Genomic DNA, 19656 nt, shown 5'->3' on the forward strand with positions numbered 1-19656 from the left:
AAAGCCGTGGACCTCGACATCTGCGGGCTCGGCGCCGTCTCGAGTATCGGCGGTGACCCCGAAACGATCCACGACGCGTTGTGCGCCGGGAAAAGCGGTCTCGGACCACTGCGCGTCTACGACACGACTAAGTTCCGATCGGGCACGGCCTACGAGATCGACGACCGGGCGGCCCCGGGCAAGGACGAACCCGGCCGATCGACGAAATGGCTGATCGACGCGATCGCGCAGGCGATCGGTGACGCCGGACTCGCCGAGTTGCCGGAGAACTGCCCGGTGCTGGTCGGCACGACCCACCGCGAACAGCGCTCGATGGAACTGTGGTGGCGCGGTGAAGCGGCGGCGGATTTCGCCGATCTGCATTTCGGCACGGCGATCCGCGACCGGTTCGGCACGGTGGAGACGCACACCTTCGCGAACGCCTGCGCGGCATCGTTGACCGTGCTCGGCCTGGCCGCCGACCTGATCGCGGACGGCGAATGCGACACCGTCGTCGTGGCCGGGACCGACGGCCTGACCGAAGCCACCTTCGGCATCTTCGACCGGGTCCAGAGTGGTGTGCCGGGCGAAGTGCGCCCCTTCGCGAAGGAACGGCACGGGATGATGATGGGCGAAGGCGCTTCGGCGGTCGTACTCCGCCGGCCCGGACACGGCGGGCCGGTCGCGGCCAGGCTCCGGTCCGTCGCGCTCAACTGCGATGCCGACCATCCGACGGTGCCGGAGCCGGGCAGTGTCGCCCGAGTGGTACGGCAGGCGCACGACCGCGCCGGGATCGACGCCGGGCAGATCGACCTGATCGTGTTGCACGGCACCGGAACCGTCCGCAACGACCTGGTGGAGACCGGGATGCTGCACGACGTGTTCGCCGGTGCGAAACCGGCGCTCACCGCGATCAAGGCGTCGACCGGGCACACGCTCGGTGGCTCCGGTCTGCTGAGCCTGATCGTCGCCGCGATCTCGCTCCGCGAACGGCTGGCACCACCGATCCTCGGCCTCGCCGAACCGATGGACGAGGCGGAAGGGCTGGATCTCGTCCGCGACGAACCGCGGTACGGCGAGTTCCGGATCGCCCAGGTGGACGCCTTCGGGCTCAGCGGTATCAACGCCGTGGCGATCCTGGAGGCGGCGTCGTGACCGCCGTCGTCGTGACCGGGGCGGGGATCACCGTCGACGGGCTGCGCGGACCGGCCGACCTGCTGGAGCCGTACCGGCGCCGCGAGGACGGCTTCGACCCGGAGACCGGATTGCGCGGCAGGTGGCTCCGGCACCGTGACCGGGCATCGCGGCTGGCTTCCCACGCTGCCACCGCGGCACTGTGTGACGCGGGCCTGCTCGCCGAGGACGGTTCCTACCGCGGTGACTCACTCCGGACGGCGACCGTGGTCAGCACGAACACCGGGAACCTGGACAGCATCTGCTCGTTCCTGGACACGATCGCCGAAGAGTCCGCGAGCCTGCTGCCGCCGACCGGGCTGCCCAACACCTCCAGCAACGTGTCGGCGGGCTGGGTCGCCATCGATCACGGCCTGCGGGCGCCCAACCTGACCCTCTCGAACGGTCCGACCAGCGGTCTCGACGCCTTGCACTGGGCGCGGCGGCTGATCCGGTACGGCCGGGCGGACGCCGTCGTCGTCACCGGGGTCGAGCCCGACAACCGCTATGTACGCAAGCTTCTCGACGACAACGGTGAGACGCACTGGCCCGACGCCGCCGCGTCGGTCGTCCTCGAATCCGCTGACGTGGCCCGGCGCCGAGGCGCCCGTGTCCGGCTCGTGCTCGGCGGGTACCGGCGGGCGGCCAGTGCGCGGGCGGCGGCCTCCGCCGTCCCGGACGAAGCCGCGGCGACCTTGGCCGAACCGGGAGTCCGGCCAGGCGACGTACTCGACCTTTCGGCTTGGGCGGGACGTCAGTCGGGGGCGCTCGGCGTCCTGCAGTGCGCCGCCGCGAGCGCACGGATCGACGGCGGCGAAGGCACCGCCCTCGCCGTGTCCTGCGGCCTCCCGGGTGCGGCGGCGGCCGCGATGGCGTTCGCCGGGCCGGGCGCCGGACAGACGTGAACGACCGAAATCGGGGACAACGACGAAGGAAGGGGCCTTCATGACCGGGAACAAGCTGATCGAGCCGGAGCTGGAAGACCTGCGGACCCTGGTGGCCCGCGTGCTGGAGGTCGAAGCCGCGGAGGTGACCGACGAGGCGAACCTCGTCGAAGACCTCGGTGTCGACTCGCTGCTGCTGCTCGAAGTCGCGGCGCGGATCCTGCAGCGCTACGGCATCCGGGTCGGCGACGCGGCGATCAGCGAGGTGGAGACGCTCGACGACATCCATCAGCTGGTCCTCGCCGGGCAGAAGGGCTGACCGGGGATGACGCAGGACATGGACCGGTCCGACTGGCCCGGCTGGCCGGACGAGGCCGCCCGCCGGTACCGGGCCGTCGGCCACTGGCAGGGAACGACCTTCGGCGAACAGCTCTCCGGCTGGGCCGTCCGGTACGCCCACCGCGTCGCGCTCGTGGACGGCGACCGCCGGTGGACCTACGCCGCGCTCGACACCGCCGTCCGGCGCCTCATGACCGGACTCATCGGGCTCGGGCTGAAACGCGGCGACAAGGTGATCGTGCAACTGCCGAACCGCGCGGAGTTCGTGCTGCTGTGGTTCGCGCTCACGCGGCTCGGGATCGTGCCGATCCACGCGATGCCCGCCCACCGGCGCAACGAGATCGCCCATCTCACGGCGATGGCCGAGGCCGTCGCGTACGTCATCCCGGACAGGCACGCGCGGTTCGACTATCGCGAACTCGCCTCCCGCGTACGCGCCGAAGCCGGGATCCGCCACGTGATCGTCGCCGGCGATCCCGGCGGGCACGACGGCTTCCTCGCGATGGCGGATCTGCTCGACAACGAACCCGCGCCCGATCCCGCCGATCCGCCGCAGGCGGGTGATCTCGCCCTGCTGCTGCTTTCCGGCGGTACCACCGGCATGCCGAAACTGGTGCCGCGGACGCACGACGACTTCGCCTACAACTCCCGGCGGGCGGCGGAACTCTGCGAGCTGACCGAGGACTCGGTGTACCTCGCCGTGCTGCCCATCGCCTTCAACTACACGATGAGCTGTCCTGGCCTGCTCGGCGTCCTGCAGGCGGGCGGACGGGTCGTGCTCGCCCCGTCCCCCGGGGCGCGGACGGCGTTCGACCTGATCGAACGCGAGGGTGTCACCATCGCGGCCATCAACCCGCCGCTGGTGCCGCACTGGCTCGCCGAATTCGAACAGGGCGACACGGACCTTTCGAGCCTTCGCGTCCTGCAGGTCGGCAGCGCCCGGCTCGCCGACGACCTGGCGGCGGCGGTCACCAAGACCTTCGCTTGCCGTCTGCAGCAGGTGTTCGGCATGGCCGAGGGACTGCTGTGCCTGACCAGGCTCGACGATCCGGACGAGCTCGTGCACACCACGCAGGGCAGGCCGATCTCCGCGGACGACGAGGTCCGCGTGGTCGGTCCGGACGACGTCGAGGTCGCTCCCGGTGAGACCGGCGAACTCCTCACCCGCGGGCCGTACACCCTGCGCGGCTACTTCCGGGCGGCCGAACACAACGCGCGGGCCTTCACGGCCGACGGGTTCTACCGCACCGGAGACCTGGTCCAGCAGCTCCCGACGGGTCATCTCAACGTGGTCGGCCGGGCGAAGGACCAGATCAATCGCGGCGGACAGAAGATCGACGCGACCGAGGTCGAAGGGCATCTCCTCGCCTGCCCGGGCGTGCTCTCCGCCGCCCTGCTGCCCGAAGCGGACACCGTACTCGGCGAACGATCGGTGGCGTTCCTGGTCTGCTCGGGCGAGCCGCCGTCCACGAGCAAGCTCCAGACCTTCTTCCGAGACCGCGGCGTCGCCGCCTACAAGGTGCCGGACCGGGTCGCGGTGGTGGAAGAACTGCCGTCGACCGCGGTCGGCAAGATCGACAAGAAGGCACTCGCCCGCCGGTACCTCGGCTGATCCCGGTAGGAGGAAACGATGTTCTTCCCGTTCTCGGCCGAGTCGTCCGAGCAGCTGGCGGCCGAGGCCGCCGTACTCGCGGACCGGCCCGACCGTCTGCCTGCCCTCGCCGCCGAACTCACCGGACGGCGGCACGGTCCGTGGCGTGCCGTCGTCGTCGGCGAGGACCGGGACTCGGTGACCGGCCGCCTCCGCGCGGTCGCCGCCGGGGAATCCTCCAGCGGCACCGCCGTCGGCGAGGCGGTCTCGGCCGGGAACGCGGTCTGGGTGTTCTCCGGCCACGGTTCGCAGTGGCCGGGGATGGGCAAGGCGCTGCTCGACGGCGAGCGCGCTTTCGCCGAAGAGATCGACCACCTGGCACCGCTGATCAGCGCCGAAGCCGGTTTTTCCCTGTACGACGCGCTTTCCGGGTCGGCGGACGGCATCGAGCAGGTCCAGCCGTCGCTGTTCGCCATGCAGCTGGGCCTGGCGGCGGCCTGGCGGGCACACGGCGCCGAACCGGCCGCCGTGATCGGGCACTCCATGGGCGAGACGGCCGCGGCGGTGGTCGCGGGCGCACTGTCCACAGCGGACGGTGTGGCCGTGATCTGCCGCCGGTCCCGGTTGATGCGGCGCGTCGCGGGCACCGGCGCGATGGCGATGGTCGCCCTGCCGTGGGACACCGTCGAAACGGAACTCGCCGACGTGCCCGAGGTGACCGTCGCCGCGCACTCGGGCCCGACGTCGACGGTCGTCGCCGGTGGACGCGACCGGGTGCGATCCTTGGTGGACCGCTGGGCCGCGAGAGAGCTGATGGCCAAACTGGTCCCCGTCGAGGTCGCGTCGCATTCGCCGCAGGTCGAACCCATCCTGGCCGAGCTCGGTGCCGAGCTGTCCGGACTGCGCCCCGGACGCGCCCGCGTCCCCGTCTACACGACCGTGCTCCCCGATCCGAAAGCCCCGGCCGCTTTCGATGCCGCCTACTGGACCGCGAACCTGCGCCGCCCGGTCCGCTTCAGCGCCGCCGTCCGGGCGGCCCTCGACGACGGACACCGCGCGTTCGTCGAGCTCTCGCCCCATCCGCTGCTCGCGCACGCGCTGCGGGAGAACGCGGGCGACGGGAAGGTGGCGGTGCTCTCCAGCATCCGGCGGGGAGGTGACGCGCTGTTGCGTTTCCGGACGCAGGTCGGGGCTCTGCACTGCGCGGGTGCTCCGGTGCGGTTCTAGCGGCATCGAGCCTCATACGCCTGGCGAAGCTCTCGAGCGACAGCCTCGGGCTCCGACCTGAGACGGCTGGGCAGGGTTTGCAGGACGGCGATCCCCGCCGCGGCGTATCTGGCGTTCCTGTCCAAGGTCTTCGCGTAGTCCTCCTTCGTGAAGTGGAATTCGTAGGAGTCGATCTCCCAAGCGAGCGCGGCTTCCTTGAAGTAGCCGTCGGGTGTCGCGATGTACTCGCCGTTTTCGTCTCGGAGCCGGTGGTTCCAGAGCGGTTCGGGCAGGCCGGAGAGCCGCCAGACGCGCATCGCGTCGATTTCGGCGACCGACCGGGCCCCTTTGAGGACGTCGCGCAGCACCTGGCGTGGCAAAGCGCTACCACGGTCGCTGCCGGCTTCGAGCTCACGGATGAGGACATCTGGTTGCAACCTCGCCCGCTGAACAGCCTCCGTCAGCAAGGCCCGGACCGGGTCTCGCGTAGTGGATCTCCTGCATTCATCGAGGACCGCACGTACGAGCGGCGCCACGAGTATGCCGTTCACGGCGACTGGTCGAGGCATCCGTGTCGTCCGCTCCACGATCACGAACCCGGAGCTGCTGACCTGGCGAGACGAGGGCACCAGCAGGTGGATTCGATCAGTGTCACCTTTCGGCCCCCTGATCCCGTGCAGGCGACAAGCCTGAAGCCCGGTGAGGATCGCCTCCGGCCCGCCATAGAGCAGTGCCCCTTCGATCGCTTGCCGAGGAGTGGGCCGCCCTGAACCGAGCAGCACCACCCCGGGGAGCAACCTCTGCCATGGCCCGCCCGGCACGCAACGCCGGTGACAAGTCCTCTTCGAGACACCGAACGCCACGAGCCGCCCGACGGTGATCACCCCACCACGGCTCTGTTTGTAAAGGGCTTCGTGATCCCGAGCCCACTCAGCTGATCGCACACCGAGATCATCAGCCGACGTAGGCCGACCTCGCCAGCACCGATCCCGCCCGCTGTGGACAACTCGCCACATCAGCCCCACTGTGGATAACTCAGCCAAGCGCCCAATGTGGCATTGGGGACACTCAACGTCCCCAATGCCACATTGGGCGCACCGAGGCGCGTCAGGCGGGAGGAAGCGGAGGCAACGCCAAACCATCCAGCCAAGCATCGAAGAAAGAAGCAAGCGAACGCCCGGCAAAGCGTTCAGCGAGTGCCACGAAACCATCGGTGGTCACCAGACCGTGCCGGTTCTCCACCGCCCAAGCCTTCACCAGCGGGAAGAAGACCTCGTCGCCGACGGTACAACGCAAGGCGTGCAACAAAAGCCCGCCACGTTTGTACACCCGCTCGTCGAACATCCGCGCCACCCCTGGGTCGGCGAGGCGCAGGTCCGCGGGCTTCGCCTTCATACGCGCGTGCCACGTCTTCGCCCACGCGTGCGCGCTCTGTCCGCCGGATTCCTCGGACCAGAGCCATTCCGCGTACGTCGCGAAGCCTTCGTTCAGCCAGATGTGCCGCCAGTCGGCGACGGTCAGGCTGTTGCCGAACCACTGGTGCGCCAGCTCGTGGACGACGAGCCGTTCGTGCGTGCGCCGTCCGTCCACATGGTTGGCGCCGAAGATCGACATACCCTGCGCTTCGATCGGGTCGTCGAGGTCGTCGTCGGTGACGACGATGACGTACTCGCCGAAGGGGTACGGCCCGAACAGCCGCTGCAGCGACTCCATGATCTGGCCCTGCCGCCCGAAATCACGCGAGAAGGCCCGGCGCAGGCGCGGCGGAACGGCGGCCCGCTGCGGGACACCGCCGGAGGCCAGCACGATGTCGTCGTACCGTCCGATTTGGACGCTCATCAGATACGTCGGCGTCGGCTCGGGCCGTTCGAAGACCCACTGAGTGGTGCTCGCGCGCGTGTACCGGGAGACGAGATTCCCGGTCACGGCCACGAGATACGGCGACGACGTCGTGAGTGCGACACGGTACGTCGCCTTGTCCACCGGATGGTCGTTGCACGGGAACCACGATGGCGCCCCGACCGGCTGACTCGCGACGAGCGAGCCGTCGGTCAGTTCGTCCCAGCCGATGTCGCCCCACAGCCCCGGAAGCGGCCGCGGATTCCCGACGTAGTGGACCTCCACCAGGAACTCGCTGCCGAGCGCCAACGACTTCGCCGGCTTCACCTGCAGCTTGTGCGCGCGGCGCGTGTACTTGGCCGGTTTCCCGTTGACCAGCACGCGGTTGATCCGGAACTCGCCGAAGTCGAGCGTGAACCGTGACAGCGCCTGCGTCGCCTCCGCGGTGATGGCCGCGGCGGCCGACAACCGGTTGGGACCGATCTTGTAGTCCAGCTCCAGATCGTAGTGCCGGACCCGGTAACCGCCGTTACCGTGACGGGGCAGATAGGAGTCGCCGGAGGTTTCCGCGCCGGGCGAGGGCTGCACGGATGCCTTCGAAATCACCCGGGAAGAACCCCGCTTTCCATTGTGTCTGTCTGTGAACCCGCGGCCGCGATCGACGTCGGCAGGGCGCTGGTTGGCAGAAGACCGTCACGGTGCGTGGACACGGCGCCCTGCCACCGCGATAGCGGGGCCTTCGGCCGGGGCGGGTTCACCCCTGTGGTCACCATCCGAACGCACCTCAGCTCCGCCAGCCGTTCCTACTTCGTCCAGGCCGAGATGGGATTACCCAGCCAGCGCGAGTCGGCGGGAACCGCGTCGCCCCGGGTCACCAGGGAGCCAGGTCCGACGGTCGTCCGCGCGCCGATGCTCGCGCCAGGCAGCACGATACCGTGCGGCCCGAGCGTCGCTCCCTCGTCCAGGGTCACCGGCGACATCGTCATGATCCGGTCGTGGAACAGGTGCGTCTGCACGACACAGCCGCGGTTGATCGTCGCGCCGTCGCCGAGGCTCACCAGGTCCGACTCGGGCAGCCAGTACGTCTCCAGCCACACGCCGCGCCCGATCTTGACGCCCATGGTCCGCAGCCACGCCGGCAGCAGCGGCGTGCCGCCGAGCGAACCGATCAGCCACGGCACGGCGAGCGCCTCGACGAAGGTGTCGGCGAGTTCGTTGCGCCAGACGAACGAGCTCCACAAGGGATGGTCGACCGCGCGGAACCGGCCGACCAGCAGCCACTTCATCGCGGTGGCGGTCAGCGCGGCGACGGCGCCGGCGGCGAGCAGCAGCGGCCCGCCGAGCAGCACCGCGACCAGGAAGCCGAACGACGACGCGAGCGCGAAGATCCCGGCGGCCACCAGCACGGTCAGCGCGACACCGCACATCACCGGCACGATGCGGCAGAGTTCGACGAGCGCGCGGGCCGCCTTCAGCCGCAGCGGCGGCGTGAAGGTACGGCTCGTGTCGGCCTCGCCGACCGACCGGCGGACCGGCAGCGGCGGCATCCCGAGATACGACGAGCCCTTCTTCGCCTTGAGCGGGGCCGACGACAGCACCCCGACCAGACCGCGTTTCGGCACCGAACGTCCCGGCGCGGCCATCCCCGAGTTGCCGAGGAACGCCTGCTTGCCGATCCGCGCCGGGGCGACGTGCAGCCAGCCGTGGCCGAGTTCGTAGGTGGCGACCATGGTGTCGTCCGCGAGGAACGCGCCACTGTCCACCTGGGTCATCTTCGGCAGCGCGAGCACGGTGGACGCCTCGACGTTGCGGCCGACCTTCGCGCCGAGCATCCGGAGCCACACCGGGGTGAACAGGCTGGCGTACAACGGGAACAGCCCTTCACGCGCCATGCCCATCAGCCGCTCGGTCGCCCAGACCTGCCACGCGACGCGCCCGTGCACCGGGTGATAGCCCTCGACCATGCCGATGCTCAGCGAACGGACGCCGACGAGCACCAGCAGCGCGTACGTCAGGAAGTACGCGACGGTCGCGAGCGGCGTGAACAGCAGCGCCTGGCCGAGCGCGGCGCCCAGCGACGGCGCGCCGGCGATCGCGTAACCCAGCACCGCGACAGCGGGCAGGGCGGCGACGGCGGGCAGCAGGCCCAAGGCGACCGAAGTCGCGCCGTAGACCGAAGCCCAGAACCGCGAGCGCGGCGGGCGGCTCGACGGCCACTTCAGCGCGTCCTTGCTGGCACGCGCGGCGGGCGCACCGGCCCAACGCTGCCCGGCCGGCACGTTGCCACGGACGGTGGACCCGGCCGCGATCTCCGCACCCTTGCCGATCCGGGCGCCGGGGAACAGCGTGCTGCGCGCGCCGATCCGCGCGTCGGCACCGATGCGGATCTTGCCGATGTGCACGAGATCGCCGTCCACCCAGTGCCCGGACAGGTCGACCTCGGGTTCGACGGCGGCACCGCGGCCGAGTTTCAGCATGCCGGTGACCGGCGGCGGGGAATGCAGGTCGACGTCCTTGGCGATCCGCGCGCCGAGGGCCTTGGCGTACGTCGTCATCCAGGAAGCGCCCGCGACGCTGTCCGCGCCGCTGAACTCGGCGAGTTTCTCGGCGGTCCACAGTCGCAGGTGGACACTTCCGCCACGCGGGTAGCTGCCGGGACGGACGCCGCGCAGCAGCAGCCGCGAGCCGGTCGCCGAGATCGCGATCCGGCCGGCGGGGCTGAACAGCGCGATCCACGCGACGGCGATCCACACCCAGTTCAGCGTCGGCGCCCAGGCGAACCCGGCCAGCGAAAGCACGTTCGACAGCGTCGCGGCGATCGTCGTCCAGCGCAGGCCGACGAGACCCATCAGCGGGATCATCAGCAACGACTGGATGATCCCGGCCTTGCGCGGGGTGGGCGCGATGTCGCGGCGTTCGGTCTTCTCGCCGCTCAGCGCGTCCAGCATCGACGCGAGCGCGCCGAGCTTCGGGTTGGCGTAGATGTCGCTCACCGACACCTGCGGGTGCCGGGTGCGGATCCGCGCGATCAGCTGGGCGGCGGTCAGGCTGCCGCCGCCGTTGGTGAAGAAGTCGGCCTTCGGGTTGTCGACCGAGACGCCCAGGATCTCCGCCCAGCCTTCGGCCAGCCAGCTCTCCGTCGGCGACAGACCGGATTTCGCGGCGTCCACCGTGGACAGCGGCCAGGGAAGCGCGTTGCGGTCGACCTTGCCGGAAGTGCGCGTCGGCAGGTCTTCGATCAGGGCAAGCAGCGGGACGAGCGCGGCGGGCAGCTGCTCGCGCAGCCGTGTCGCGGCCTCGTCGTGGTCGAACTCGACGCCCTCGGCGGGCACGACGTATCCGACGAGCACCTGGTTGCCCGCCTTGGTGCGGCGGACCGCGGCGGCGGCACCCTGCACGCCGGGCAGCGCCTGCAGTGCGGCGTCGACCTCGCCGAGTTCGATCCGGCGGCCGCCGAGTTTCACCTGTTCGTCGAGGCGCCCGAGGAACAGCAGGCCCTCGGCCTCCGCGCGGACCATGTCGCCGCTGCGGTACGCGCGGCGCCAGCCCAGCGAAGGCAGCGGCGCGAACTTCTCTGCGTCCTTCTCGGGGTCCAGGTAGCGGGCCAGGCCGACACCGCCGATGACCAGCTCGCCGGTCTCCCCCATCGCGACCGGTTCGCCCGCCTCGTTGACGACGGCGAGCTGCCAGCCCACGAGCGGCAGGCCGATGCGGACCGGACCTTCGCCGGTCATCTGCGCGGCGCAGGCGACGACGGTGGCCTCGGTCGGTCCGTAGGTGTTCCAGACTTCGCGGCCTTCGACGGCGACGCGTTCGGCCAGCTCCGGCGGGCACGCTTCGCCACCGAAGATCAGCAGGCGGACGTCTTCGAGCGCGTCGGCGGGCCACAGCGCGGCCAGCGTAGGCACGGTGGAGACGACGGTGATGCCCTGCGCGACCAGCCACGGGCCGAGGTCGACGCCGGTGCGCACGAGGGAACGCGGCGCCGGGACCAGGCAGGCGCCGTGGCGCCAGGCGAGCCACATCTCTTCGCAGGACGCGTCGAACGCGACGGACAGCCCGGCGAGCACGCGGTCTCCGGGACCGATCGGCTCCTCGGTGAGGAACAGCTGCGCTTCGGCGTCCACGAACGCGGCGGCCGAGGCGTGCGAGACCGCGACGCCCTTCGGCTTCCCGGTCGAACCGGAGGTGAAGATGATCCAGGCGTCGTCGGTCGGCGCGGGCGAGCCCTCGACGCCGCTCGGCGAGCCGAGGACGGTGATCGCGCCGCCATCGGTGACCACCGCGGCGACGTCGGCCTCGCCGAAGACCAGTTCGGCGCGCTCTTCGGGGTCGTCCGCGTCGACCGGCACATAGGCGGCGCCGACGGACAGGATCGCGAGGATGGCGACGTAGAGCTCAGCGGTGCCGGAGGAGATCCGGACGCCGACCCGGTCGCCGACGCCGACACCGTTGGCGGTCAGCTTGCGGCCGTAGGCGTCGATCTCCTCGACGAGCTTGCGGTAGGACAGCGTGGTCTCGCCGTCGTCGATCGCGCCCGCGTTGGGGTGGCGGGCGGCGGTCTCGGCGAGGATGTCGATCAGGGTGCGCTCGCCCGCGCCGAGGCCGGACCAGAACAGGGCGCGGTCGGCGACCGGGGCGGGCGACGGCGCGACGGTGACGTCCGCGACGCAGGCGATCGGTCGCGAGTCGGCGGTCAGGGTCATCGGAAGATCACCACGGGCACGGCAGAACCATGGGCGCGCAAGCCCATCACACACCTTTCGCGAAGTGCGTCATTCGGGCTCGCTCTCCGAATGAGGCGCCCGCTAGCAGACCATCGACTTTACCGCAGGTGAACGACATATCTCGGGAGGGTCTCGGCAGAGTGTCGAAACTCACCGGTGGACACGCCGAAACCCGAGGTCATCGGCGTGTCCACCCAGTGAAATATTCACCTACATCGTGAGAAAATCAGCGCGCTTTTGGCTTACCCTGTGGTTTTCCCGCCGCTTTACCACCGGCCTTGGGCTTTTGCTTCTTTTCCCGCACCCGGACATTCACCCGAACGGGGCTGCCTTCGAAACCGAAACGCTCACGGAACTTCCGTTCGATGAACCGCCGGTAGCCCGCCTCGAGGAAGCCGGTGGTGAACAGGACCAGCGTCGGCGGCCGGATACCCGCCTGGGTCGCGAACAGCACCTTCGGCTGCTTGCCGCCGCGCACCGGCGGCGGGGTCGCGGCGATGAGGTCGGCCAGCCAGCCGTTCAGCTGACCGGTGGGCACCCGCTGGTCCCAGGACTTCAACGCGGTCCGCAGCGCGGGCGCGAGCTTGCGCACCGACCGGCCCGTGAGCGCGGAGATGTTGACCTTGTCCGCCCACGGCACCCGCACCAGGCCGCGGTCCAGCTCACGGACCATGGCGTGACGGCGGTCTTCGTCGACGAGATCCCACTTGTTGAAGGCGAGCACGCAGGCTCGGCCCGCCTCGACGACCATGGTCAGCACCCGCAGGTCCTGCTCCGAAAGCGGCTCGGCCGCGTCCAGCAGCACGATCGCGACCTCGGCCGCGTCGATCGCGGTCTTGGTCCGCAGCGACGCGTAGTACTCGGCACCGTTGGCCGAGTTGACCCGCTTGCGCAGACCGGCCGTGTCGACGAACCGCCAGGTCTCGCCGTCGAGCTCGACCAGCGAGTCGACCGGGTCGACGGTGGTGCCGGCGACCGAGTCCACGACGGACCGTTCCTCGCCGGAGAGCTTGTTCAGCAGACTGGACTTGCCCACGTTCGGCTTGCCGACCAGCGCTACGCGGCGCGGGCCGGTGGTGGCGCGGTCGCCGTCGCGCGGCATCGACGGCAGGGCCTTGACGATGGCGTCGAGCAGGTCGCCGGAGCTGCGCCCGTGCAGCGCGCTGACCGGGTACGGCTCGCCGAGGCCGAGCGACCACAGTGACGCGGTGTCGGCGAGCAGGCGGTCGTCGTCGACCTTGTTGGCGGCGAGCAGCACCGGCTTCTTCGAGCGGCGCAGCACCTTGGAGACGGCCTCGTCGGTGGCCGTCGCGCCGACACTGGCGTCGATGACCAGCAGGACCGCGTCGGCGGTGGCCATCGCCATCTCGGCCTGTGCGGCGACGGAGGCCTGCAGCCCGGTCGCGTCCGGCTCCCAGCCGCCCGTGTCCACCAGCGTGAACCGGCGGCCCGCCCAGAACGCGTCGTAGGCGACGCGGTCCCTGGTCACGCCGGGGACGTCCTGCACGACCGCCTCTCGGCGGCCGAGGATGCGGTTGACCAGGGTCGACTTGCCGACGTTCGGCCTGCCGACGACGGCGAGGACCGGCTGCGCGAGCTGCGCCTCCTCCTCGGCCTCGCCCGCGGCGATCTGCGCGTCGAGCGCGGTGAATTCGGATTCGTCGGACCAGGAGCCGTCGATCTCGCCGACTCCGTCAAGCTCTGTCATTTTCTCAATCCTGTCGCGTGTCTTGGAGCCCGTGCTCCAAGCGCCATTCGTCCAGTGCCTTCACGAGGTCCGCGAGCGCGATGCGAAGCCGCTCGGTTCCCTCCTCCAGCCCTGTCCTTCCCTTCCCGATCTCGGGAGTGAAAGGTTCGCCGACCATGATGTCGACGCGTGGCCGCCAACGCCGTTTGGCGCCGGCGGGTTTGTACGTCCCCCGAGTGGCGACCGGAACCACGGTCGCGTTCCCGGCGCGGACCAGGAAGGCCACGCCGCGCTCGAAGTTTTCGGCGTCACCGAGGCCGCGGGTGCCTTCGGGGAAGATCCCGACGGCGCCCCCTTCCTCGAGCACCTTGACCGCCATCATCAGCGGTTTGCGGTCCACCGCGCCCCGTTTCACCGGGATCTGGCCCAGTTTCGGGAAGAACCAGCCGACGAAGCCCTTGAAGAGCTCCGCCTTGACCAGGAACGCCGTGCGCCGCGACAACATTCCGAACAGCAGCGCCGGTTCCGTCATCGAACTGTGGTTCGCCATGAACACCACCGGCCCGGACGCCGGTACCCGCTCGGCACCGTGCACCCGGACCCGGAACGCGGGCCGGACGAGGAATTTCGAGATCCCCCGGCCGAACGTGTGGATCGGGCCGCTCGCGCCTTCGGGAAGTCCCTTCGCGCTCACCTCGACGCCTCGGCGGGGCAGCCTTCGAGAAGACCACGGTGCAGCGCGAGTTCCGCCAGCGCCACGATCACCTGGTCGATGTTGAGCGCCGAAGTGTCCACCTCGACGGCGTCGTCGGCCGCGCGCAAGGGCGAAGCCGCCCGCGTCGAGTCGAGGCGGTCGCGCCGTTCCACCGCCGCTTTGGCGACATCCACCGTGGACTCCCGGCCGGCGGCGGAATCCTGCGCGCTGCGGCGTGCGGCGCGGACCTCGGCCGACGCGGTGAGGAAGATCTTGAGCGGGGCGTCCGGCGAGACGACGGTGCCGATGTCCCGGCCTTCGACCACGATGCCGCCGACGCGGCCGAGCACCTCGGCGATGATCTCGCGCTGCCGGGCGACCAGCAGTTCGCGGACGGCGGGAACGGCCGAAACCGGCGACACCGCGGTGGTGACGTCCGCGCCGCGGATCTCAGCGGCGACGTCTTCACCCGCCAGGGTCACGGTCGCTTCGTCCGGACTGGTGCCGATGCCGAATTCGGCCTTCCGGGCGACGTCGGCGATCGCGTCCGGGTCGGTCAGGTCGGTCCCGGCGCGCAGGACGGCGAGGGTGACCATGCGGTACATCGCACCGGTGTCGAGGTAACCGGCGCCGAGCTTCGTCGCGAGCTTCCGCGAAACCGTCGATTTCCCGGTTCCGGACGGGCCGTCCATCGCGACCACACCACGCAGGGCTCCCGCCACCGAAACACTCCTCAGCTCATCCGTCGCTCATCTGATCGACGTTCATTCTGCCTGGTGGTACGCGACACGCCTCAGCCGCCCACGGCGAACCGGTCGACGAGCATGCGGATCCGTTCCGCGCGCGCGTCCGCCGGGAGCCGCCTGCTGCGTTCGAGGGTGACCAGGCCGTGCAGGGCGGCCCAGAAGGTCTCGGTGTAGAGGGCGGGGTCGTCTCCACCGGCGACCGGGCCGACGACTTCGAGCAAGGCACCGAACGCGTCCTTCAACGGCTCCGGGCTGTCCGGGCTGGCGAAGCTCAGTTCGCTGGCGAGGGTGAAGATCGCGTCGTAGAGCGCCGGTTTACGGTCGGCGAAGTCGAAGTAGTTGGCGGCCAGCCGCATCAGCGCGTCCCGGGAACCCTCCGCCGCCCCGGCCCCTCTGCGCATGTCGGCGGCCATTTCGGTGCACCCTTCGAGCGCCGCGGCCGCCATGATCGCCCCCTTGCCGGAGAAATGGCTGTAGAGCACGGGCTGGCTGTACTCGATCTTCGCCGCCAGCCGCCGCGTGGTGACCGCGTCCCAGCCCTCTTCCTCGGCGATCTCACGGGCGGTGGTGACGATCAGCTGTTCGCGTTGCGAGCGATCCCGCTCGCGCCGGGGGTTCGTGACCATACGGACATGCTAGCACCGCTAGACAAGCTAGCACTGCTAGCGCTAGTGTCGGCGCCGTTCCTAGCGCTGCTAGCTTTTTGGAGTCGGAGACCATGACCCGTATCAAGATCGCCTACGTCCTGTCCGCCGCCCTCGTGCTCTTCGTCCTCTACTTCGGGAGTGGTTACGTGTTCTTCCCGGCGACCCAGACGGGTGGCTTCGGGCTGCCGGTGATGCCGTCCGAGGGCGATCCGATCCTCGCGGTCAAGGGCGTCCGTGACATCGGCACGGCGCTCGTGGTGCTCGCGCTGCTCCTGTTCCGCAACGCCCGCGCTCTGGGCTGGGCGATGCTCGCGCTGGCGTTCATCCCGTTCGGCGACATGCTGATCGTGTTGACCCACAACGGTTCCGTGGGCGCCGCGCTCGGCATCCACGGCGCGACGTGCGCCCTCATGGTCGTGATCTCGGCGTTGTTCCTGATCCGTCCCGCGCAAAACGGACAGTGAGTTACTGTTGTTCACGTGAACGTCGAAGTGACCCCGCTCCCCGGAATAGGCGTCCGCAAGGACTTCGCCACCCGCAACGGCCGCCGTGTCGGGGTGGTGACCCACCGCGATGGACATGTCGAGCTGATCGTGTCCAAAACGGACGATCCCGACGCCTGCCTGGCGTCGCTTCCGCTCACCACCGACGAGGCGGGCGCGCTGGCGAACCTGCTCGGCGCGCCCCAGCTGGTCGCCCAGCTCACCGAAGAGCACCGGGACCTGCCCGGTATCAACACCAAGCAGCTGCCGATCAAGTCGTCGTCGCCGTTCGACGGGCGGACACTGGGCGACACCGCCATGCGCACGCGGACGAGCGTCTCGGTGGTCGCGGTGATGCGAGCCGGTCAGGTCCACCCCTCCCCCAACCCGGACTTCAACCTCACCGCGGGCGACGTGCTCGTCGCGGTCGGCACCTCCGAGGGTCTCGAGGCCGCCGTCAAGATCTTGAAGTACGGCTGATCGCGGATGGATCACACCGCACTGTCCTTGATCGAACTCGGGGCGGTCTTCTTCGGGCTGGGCGCGTTGGGACGCCTCGCCGGGAAGATCGGGATGTCCCCGATCCCGCTGTACCTGATCGGTGGCCTGTGCTTCGGGCAGGGCGGGCTGATCCCGCTCGGCGACATCGGCGACTTCACCCATCTCGCCAGCGAGATCGGTGTCGTCCTGCTGCTGCTCCTGCTGGGCCTGGAGTACTCGGCGGCCGAGCTGTTCACCGGGCTGAAACGCTCGTGGGTGGCGGGCCTCGTGGACATCGTGCTCAACGCCGCGCCCGGGGCGATCGTCGCGCTCATCCTCGGCTGGGGGCCGATCGGCGCGATCGTGATGGCAGGCGTCACCTACATCTCGTCGTCCGGGATCATCGCGAAGGTGCTCGGCGATCTCGGGCGGCTCGGTAACCGGGAAACCCCGGTGGTGCTGTCGATCCTGGTGTTCGAGGACCTGGTGATGGCGCTGTACCTGCCGATCCTCACCGCGGTGCTCGGCGGGGTCAGCTTCCTCGGCGGGATGAAGGCCGTCGGGATCTCCCTGATGGTCATCACCGTGGTCCTGGTGATCGCGCTGAAATTCGGCCGGTACGTCTCCGCGGCGGTGGACAGCCCGGATCGCGAGGTGTTCCTCCTCAAGGTCCTCGGCGCGGCACTGCTGGTCGCCGGTGTCGCTTCGGCGATGCAGGTTTCGGCCGCGGTCGGCGCGTTCCTGCTCGGCATCGCGATCTCGGGTTCGACGGCGGAGAACGCGACGCACATGCTCGAACCGCTGCGGGACCTCTTCGCCGCCGTGTTCTTCGTGGTGTTCGGGCTCAACACCAACCCCGCTTCGATCCCGCCGGTACTCGGCTGGGCGGTGGTGCTGGCGGTCGCGACCACGCTCACGAAGGTCGGCACCGGCTGGTGGGCCGCGCGGCGGCAGGGCATCGGGAAGATGGGCCGCGCTCGTGCCGGAGCCGCGCTGGTCGCGCGAGGCGAGTTCTCGATCGTCATCGCCGGGCTGGCGGTGGCGGCGGGCGCGGTGACCGGCGAACTCGCGGCCCTCGCGACGGCGTACGTGCTGCTGATGGCGATCCTCGGCCCGACGGCCGCGCGGATCGTCGAACCGGTCGCCCGCGCTCTGCAGCGGAAGCCCTTCGGGTCGAAGAGCCCGGCCTCGCAAACCGGCTGATCCCGCCCCCGTAGCGCTATGAACGGGCCGTTCCTTGCAAATTTTGCAAGGAACGGCCCGTTCATAGCATCCGGCTAGCCGCGCTCAAGCCCCGAAACAGTGGCAGGAGCGATCTGCGCCGGAGCCACCGGCAGCGCCGCCGGCACCGCCGCCGGGCCCGCACCCGCGACGGGCAACGCCAGCGACGTCTTGCCCAGATCCACCGTGATCTTCGGGTACTGCGCCGGTCCCGAGATGAACGAGCCGTCCGTCCCGCCGATGATCAGCGCGAGCTGATGTCCCTGCGGGACGACGTGATCCGTGCTCGCCAGCCGGAACGTCATCGTGTACGGCTGCCCCGGGGTCAGCGGCGACTCCTGGCTCAGCGAACTGTGGTTGGCCAGATCCGCCCAGCCGCGGCTGATGATGTTCAGCCCCACGGAAACCGCGTCGGTGCTCGTGTTCAGGTAGCACGCGTCGTTGCCCGAAGCGCTCGAGCCCCAGCACGACTGGGTCAGCTCGTTCTTGATGCCTTCCTTCGGTCCGGTGTAGTTCCGGATCGTCGCCGGACCGTAGTCCACCAGGATCGCCGAAAGACGCGCAGTGGACGTCGACGGCGTCGCGGTCACCGTCACCTTCGCGGTTCCGGACACGTGAAGGTCCTTCGCCAGCGCGCCGGTGCTGAACAGCACTCGCCCGTTCGAAGTCTCCGTCGGCTTCGCGGCCCAGCTGTTCGAGGACTGACCGGAGGAGTCCGTGAACGACACCGTGCCCGTGCCAGGAGAGCTGCCGAGCGTGCCGACCCCCGGAGTGCTTCCGGACGCGGGGCGCAGGGTGACGGCACTGCCCGCGGGCCACGCCGGCTGATCCACCCAGACATCGGGCTCGCGTTCCACACTCGCGCCCGGGGTCTTCTCGATGCCGTTGTCCACGCCGAGCAGGTAGTGGTCGAACCACTTGTGCAGTGTGTCGACCCAAGCCGAGCGGCGGTAGTCGAACGGGTCGACGTGACCGGCCTGCGTCAGCCAGATCTTGCGTTCGACGTTCAGCGCTTCCCACCACTGCCCGAAGTTGATGGTCTTGACGTTGAGGTCGCCGAGACCGTGCGAAGCGAGCACGCTCGCCTTCACCTTCGATGCGCTCTGCACGTAGTCCCGGTCGAGCCAGAACGCGTTGTAGTCACCGTTCGACGTCGCGCCCGCGGTGAGTTTGCGGTTGGCCGCGCTGCAGTTCTGCCCGCCGTTGCGCTGCGAAACGGTCTGCGCGAGCCCGGCCGGGCTGCCCTGGCGCAGGTTCGCGCCGTCGGAACGGTAGTAGTCGTACCAGGAACTGATCGCGCCGATCGGCACGATGGTCTTGAGCCCCTCGACACCGGTCGCGGCTACGCCGTTGGCCACCGTGCCGTCGTAGGACTTCCCGATCATGCCGACCGCGCCCGTCGACCACGTCGCGTTCGTCCTCGCCGGACCGGTCGCCGTCGTGTAGCCGTTCGCCCGGCCGTTCAGCCAGTCGACCACCTTGCGCGCCGATTCGATGTCCGAGGGGCCGCCGATGTCGGTGCACCCGCGGGATTTGTTGGTACCGGCCAGATCCACCAGGACCACGGCGTACCCGCGAGGGACGAAGAAGTTGTCGTAGTAGAGCGGGAACCCGACCGGCCTGCCCGCCGAATCGTAGGTCTTGAGCTCGCTCTCGTTGCCGCGTCCGCAGCACGAGTAGTACGGGCTCGCGTCCATGATGACCGGAACCTTCTTGCCCTGCGCCGCCGGTTCCTTCGGGCGGATGATGTCGGCGGCGACCCGGTCCGAACGACCGTCGCCGTCCCCGTCGAGCCCGATGTCCACCCAAGCCGTCTCGCGGACGGCCTGGGCGAAGTCGTAGACCGGTTCACTCGCCCGCGGTTTCGCCGCGGCCTGCGGTGCCGCGACCACGGCCGCGGCCACCGCCAAGATCCCTGCCAGCACAACTGTTTTCACGGTTGAGCCCTTCCCCGTCGGCTG

Annotated in this window: 16 protein-coding genes; 8 read left to right on the forward strand and 8 right to left on the reverse strand. The window is 69.8% G+C overall.

Annotation, left to right across the window (positions count from 1 at the left end; all coding sequences use genetic code 11):
- The first annotated feature begins 6 nt into the window (after positions 1 to 6).
- From AB8M46_RS24430 to AB8M46_RS24450, 5 genes are read left to right on the forward strand one after another with little or no spacing between them, the layout of a single operon-like run.
- A complete protein-coding gene (locus AB8M46_RS24430; RefSeq protein WP_394361707.1) occupies positions 7 to 1134 on the forward strand; it encodes a beta-ketoacyl-[acyl-carrier-protein] synthase family protein in 1128 nt (375 codons plus the stop codon).
- Positions 1131 to 2057, forward strand: a complete 927-nt coding sequence (locus tag AB8M46_RS24435; protein ID WP_394361708.1) for a beta-ketoacyl synthase N-terminal-like domain-containing protein — start codon at positions 1131 to 1133, stop codon at positions 2055 to 2057. The genes AB8M46_RS24430 and AB8M46_RS24435 overlap by 4 nt, the downstream gene beginning before the upstream one ends.
- 40 nt (positions 2058 to 2097) lie before the next feature.
- Positions 2098 to 2355, forward strand: coding sequence for an acyl carrier protein (locus AB8M46_RS24440; RefSeq protein WP_394361709.1), 258 nt, complete (start codon positions 2098 to 2100; stop codon positions 2353 to 2355).
- A 6-nt stretch (positions 2356 to 2361) separates the two neighbouring features.
- Positions 2362 to 3987 (forward strand): (2,3-dihydroxybenzoyl)adenylate synthase, encoded by a 1626-nt coding sequence (locus AB8M46_RS24445; protein WP_394361710.1) that lies wholly within the window; start codon positions 2362 to 2364, stop codon positions 3985 to 3987.
- An 18-nt stretch (positions 3988 to 4005) separates the two neighbouring features.
- On the forward strand, positions 4006 to 5193 hold the full coding sequence (locus tag AB8M46_RS24450; RefSeq protein WP_394361711.1) for an acyltransferase domain-containing protein: 1188 nt from the start codon (positions 4006 to 4008) through the stop codon (positions 5191 to 5193).
- Here the strand turns inward: AB8M46_RS24450 and AB8M46_RS24455 are convergent.
- The 7 genes from AB8M46_RS24455 to AB8M46_RS24485 all read right to left on the reverse strand — a co-directional run bounded on the left by AB8M46_RS24455 (position 5190) and on the right by AB8M46_RS24485 (position 15491).
- Positions 5190 to 5552, reverse strand: a complete 363-nt coding sequence (locus AB8M46_RS24455; RefSeq protein ID WP_394361712.1) for a hypothetical protein — start codon at positions 5550 to 5552, stop codon at positions 5190 to 5192. The two genes, AB8M46_RS24450 and AB8M46_RS24455, sit on opposite strands and share 4 nt — an antisense overlap.
- A gap of 727 nt (positions 5553 to 6279) precedes the next feature.
- Complete coding sequence (locus AB8M46_RS24460) at positions 6280 to 7617, reverse strand: M1 family metallopeptidase (protein ID WP_394361713.1); 1338 nt, start codon at positions 7615 to 7617, stop codon at positions 6280 to 6282.
- A 197-nt stretch (positions 7618 to 7814) separates the two neighbouring features.
- Entirely contained in the window at positions 7815 to 11717 is a 3903-nt protein-coding gene (locus AB8M46_RS24465) for a Pls/PosA family non-ribosomal peptide synthetase (protein ID WP_037348156.1), read from the reverse strand.
- A 247-nt stretch (positions 11718 to 11964) separates the two neighbouring features.
- Complete coding sequence (gene der, locus AB8M46_RS24470) at positions 11965 to 13446, reverse strand: ribosome biogenesis GTPase Der (protein ID WP_350596332.1); 1482 nt, start codon at positions 13444 to 13446, stop codon at positions 11965 to 11967.
- A 4-nt stretch (positions 13447 to 13450) separates the two neighbouring features.
- Positions 13451 to 14119, reverse strand: a complete 669-nt coding sequence (locus AB8M46_RS24475) for a 1-acyl-sn-glycerol-3-phosphate acyltransferase (RefSeq protein WP_037348151.1) — start codon at positions 14117 to 14119, stop codon at positions 13451 to 13453.
- Positions 14116 to 14820 (reverse strand): (d)CMP kinase, encoded by a 705-nt coding sequence (gene cmk / locus AB8M46_RS24480; protein ID WP_394361751.1) that lies wholly within the window; start codon positions 14818 to 14820, stop codon positions 14116 to 14118. The genes AB8M46_RS24475 and cmk overlap by 4 nt, the downstream gene beginning before the upstream one ends.
- A 92-nt stretch (positions 14821 to 14912) precedes the next feature.
- Positions 14913 to 15491, reverse strand: a complete 579-nt coding sequence (locus AB8M46_RS24485; protein ID WP_037348147.1) for a TetR/AcrR family transcriptional regulator — start codon at positions 15489 to 15491, stop codon at positions 14913 to 14915.
- 92 nt (positions 15492 to 15583) lie between these two features.
- On the opposite strand from AB8M46_RS24485, the gene AB8M46_RS24490 reads away from it, so the two are divergent.
- From AB8M46_RS24490 to AB8M46_RS24500, 3 genes are read left to right on the forward strand one after another with little or no spacing between them, the layout of a single operon-like run.
- Positions 15584 to 15976, forward strand: coding sequence for a DUF4267 domain-containing protein (locus AB8M46_RS24490; RefSeq protein ID WP_394361714.1), 393 nt, complete (start codon positions 15584 to 15586; stop codon positions 15974 to 15976).
- Positions 15977 to 15991: 15 nt separating this feature from the next.
- A complete protein-coding gene (locus AB8M46_RS24495; protein ID WP_037348145.1) occupies positions 15992 to 16474 on the forward strand; it encodes a cation:proton antiporter regulatory subunit in 483 nt (160 codons plus the stop codon).
- A 6-nt stretch (positions 16475 to 16480) separates the two neighbouring features.
- A complete protein-coding gene (locus AB8M46_RS24500) occupies positions 16481 to 17677 on the forward strand; it encodes a cation:proton antiporter (RefSeq protein ID WP_037348144.1) in 1197 nt (398 codons plus the stop codon).
- A gap of 74 nt (positions 17678 to 17751) precedes the next feature.
- Here the strand turns inward: AB8M46_RS24500 and AB8M46_RS24505 are convergent, their stop codons facing one another.
- Positions 17752 to 19620, reverse strand: a complete 1869-nt coding sequence (locus AB8M46_RS24505; protein ID WP_394361752.1) for a Xaa-Pro dipeptidyl-peptidase — start codon at positions 19618 to 19620, stop codon at positions 17752 to 17754.
- Positions 19621 to 19656 lie beyond the last annotated feature (36 nt).

Origin of the sequence: Amycolatopsis sp. SB7-3, assembly GCF_041021335.1 — a bacterium.
Taxonomy (GTDB): Bacteria; Actinomycetota; Actinomycetes; order Mycobacteriales; family Pseudonocardiaceae; genus Amycolatopsis; species Amycolatopsis japonica.

Excerpts from the sequence above, each read along its gene's own strand:
- AB8M46_RS24440 (WP_394361709.1), top strand. The coding sequence starts at position 2,098 with ATGACCGGGAACAAGCTGATCGAGCCGGAGCTGGAAGACCTGCGGACC.
- AB8M46_RS24445 (WP_394361710.1), top strand. The coding sequence starts at position 2,362 with ATGACGCAGGACATGGACCGGTCCGACTGGCCCGGCTGGCCGGACGAG.
- AB8M46_RS24450 (WP_394361711.1), top strand. The coding sequence starts at position 4,006 with ATGTTCTTCCCGTTCTCGGCCGAGTCGTCCGAGCAGCTGGCGGCCGAG.
- AB8M46_RS24465 (WP_037348156.1), bottom strand. The coding sequence starts at position 11,717 with ATGACCCTGACCGCCGACTCGCGACCGATCGCCTGCGTCGCGGACGTC.
- der (WP_350596332.1), bottom strand. The coding sequence starts at position 13,446 with ATGACAGAGCTTGACGGAGTCGGCGAGATCGACGGCTCCTGGTCCGAC.
- AB8M46_RS24485 (WP_037348147.1), bottom strand. The coding sequence starts at position 15,491 with ATGGTCACGAACCCCCGGCGCGAGCGGGATCGCTCGCAACGCGAACAG.
- AB8M46_RS24490 (WP_394361714.1), top strand. The coding sequence starts at position 15,584 with ATGACCCGTATCAAGATCGCCTACGTCCTGTCCGCCGCCCTCGTGCTC.
- AB8M46_RS24500 (WP_037348144.1), top strand. The coding sequence starts at position 16,481 with ATGGATCACACCGCACTGTCCTTGATCGAACTCGGGGCGGTCTTCTTC.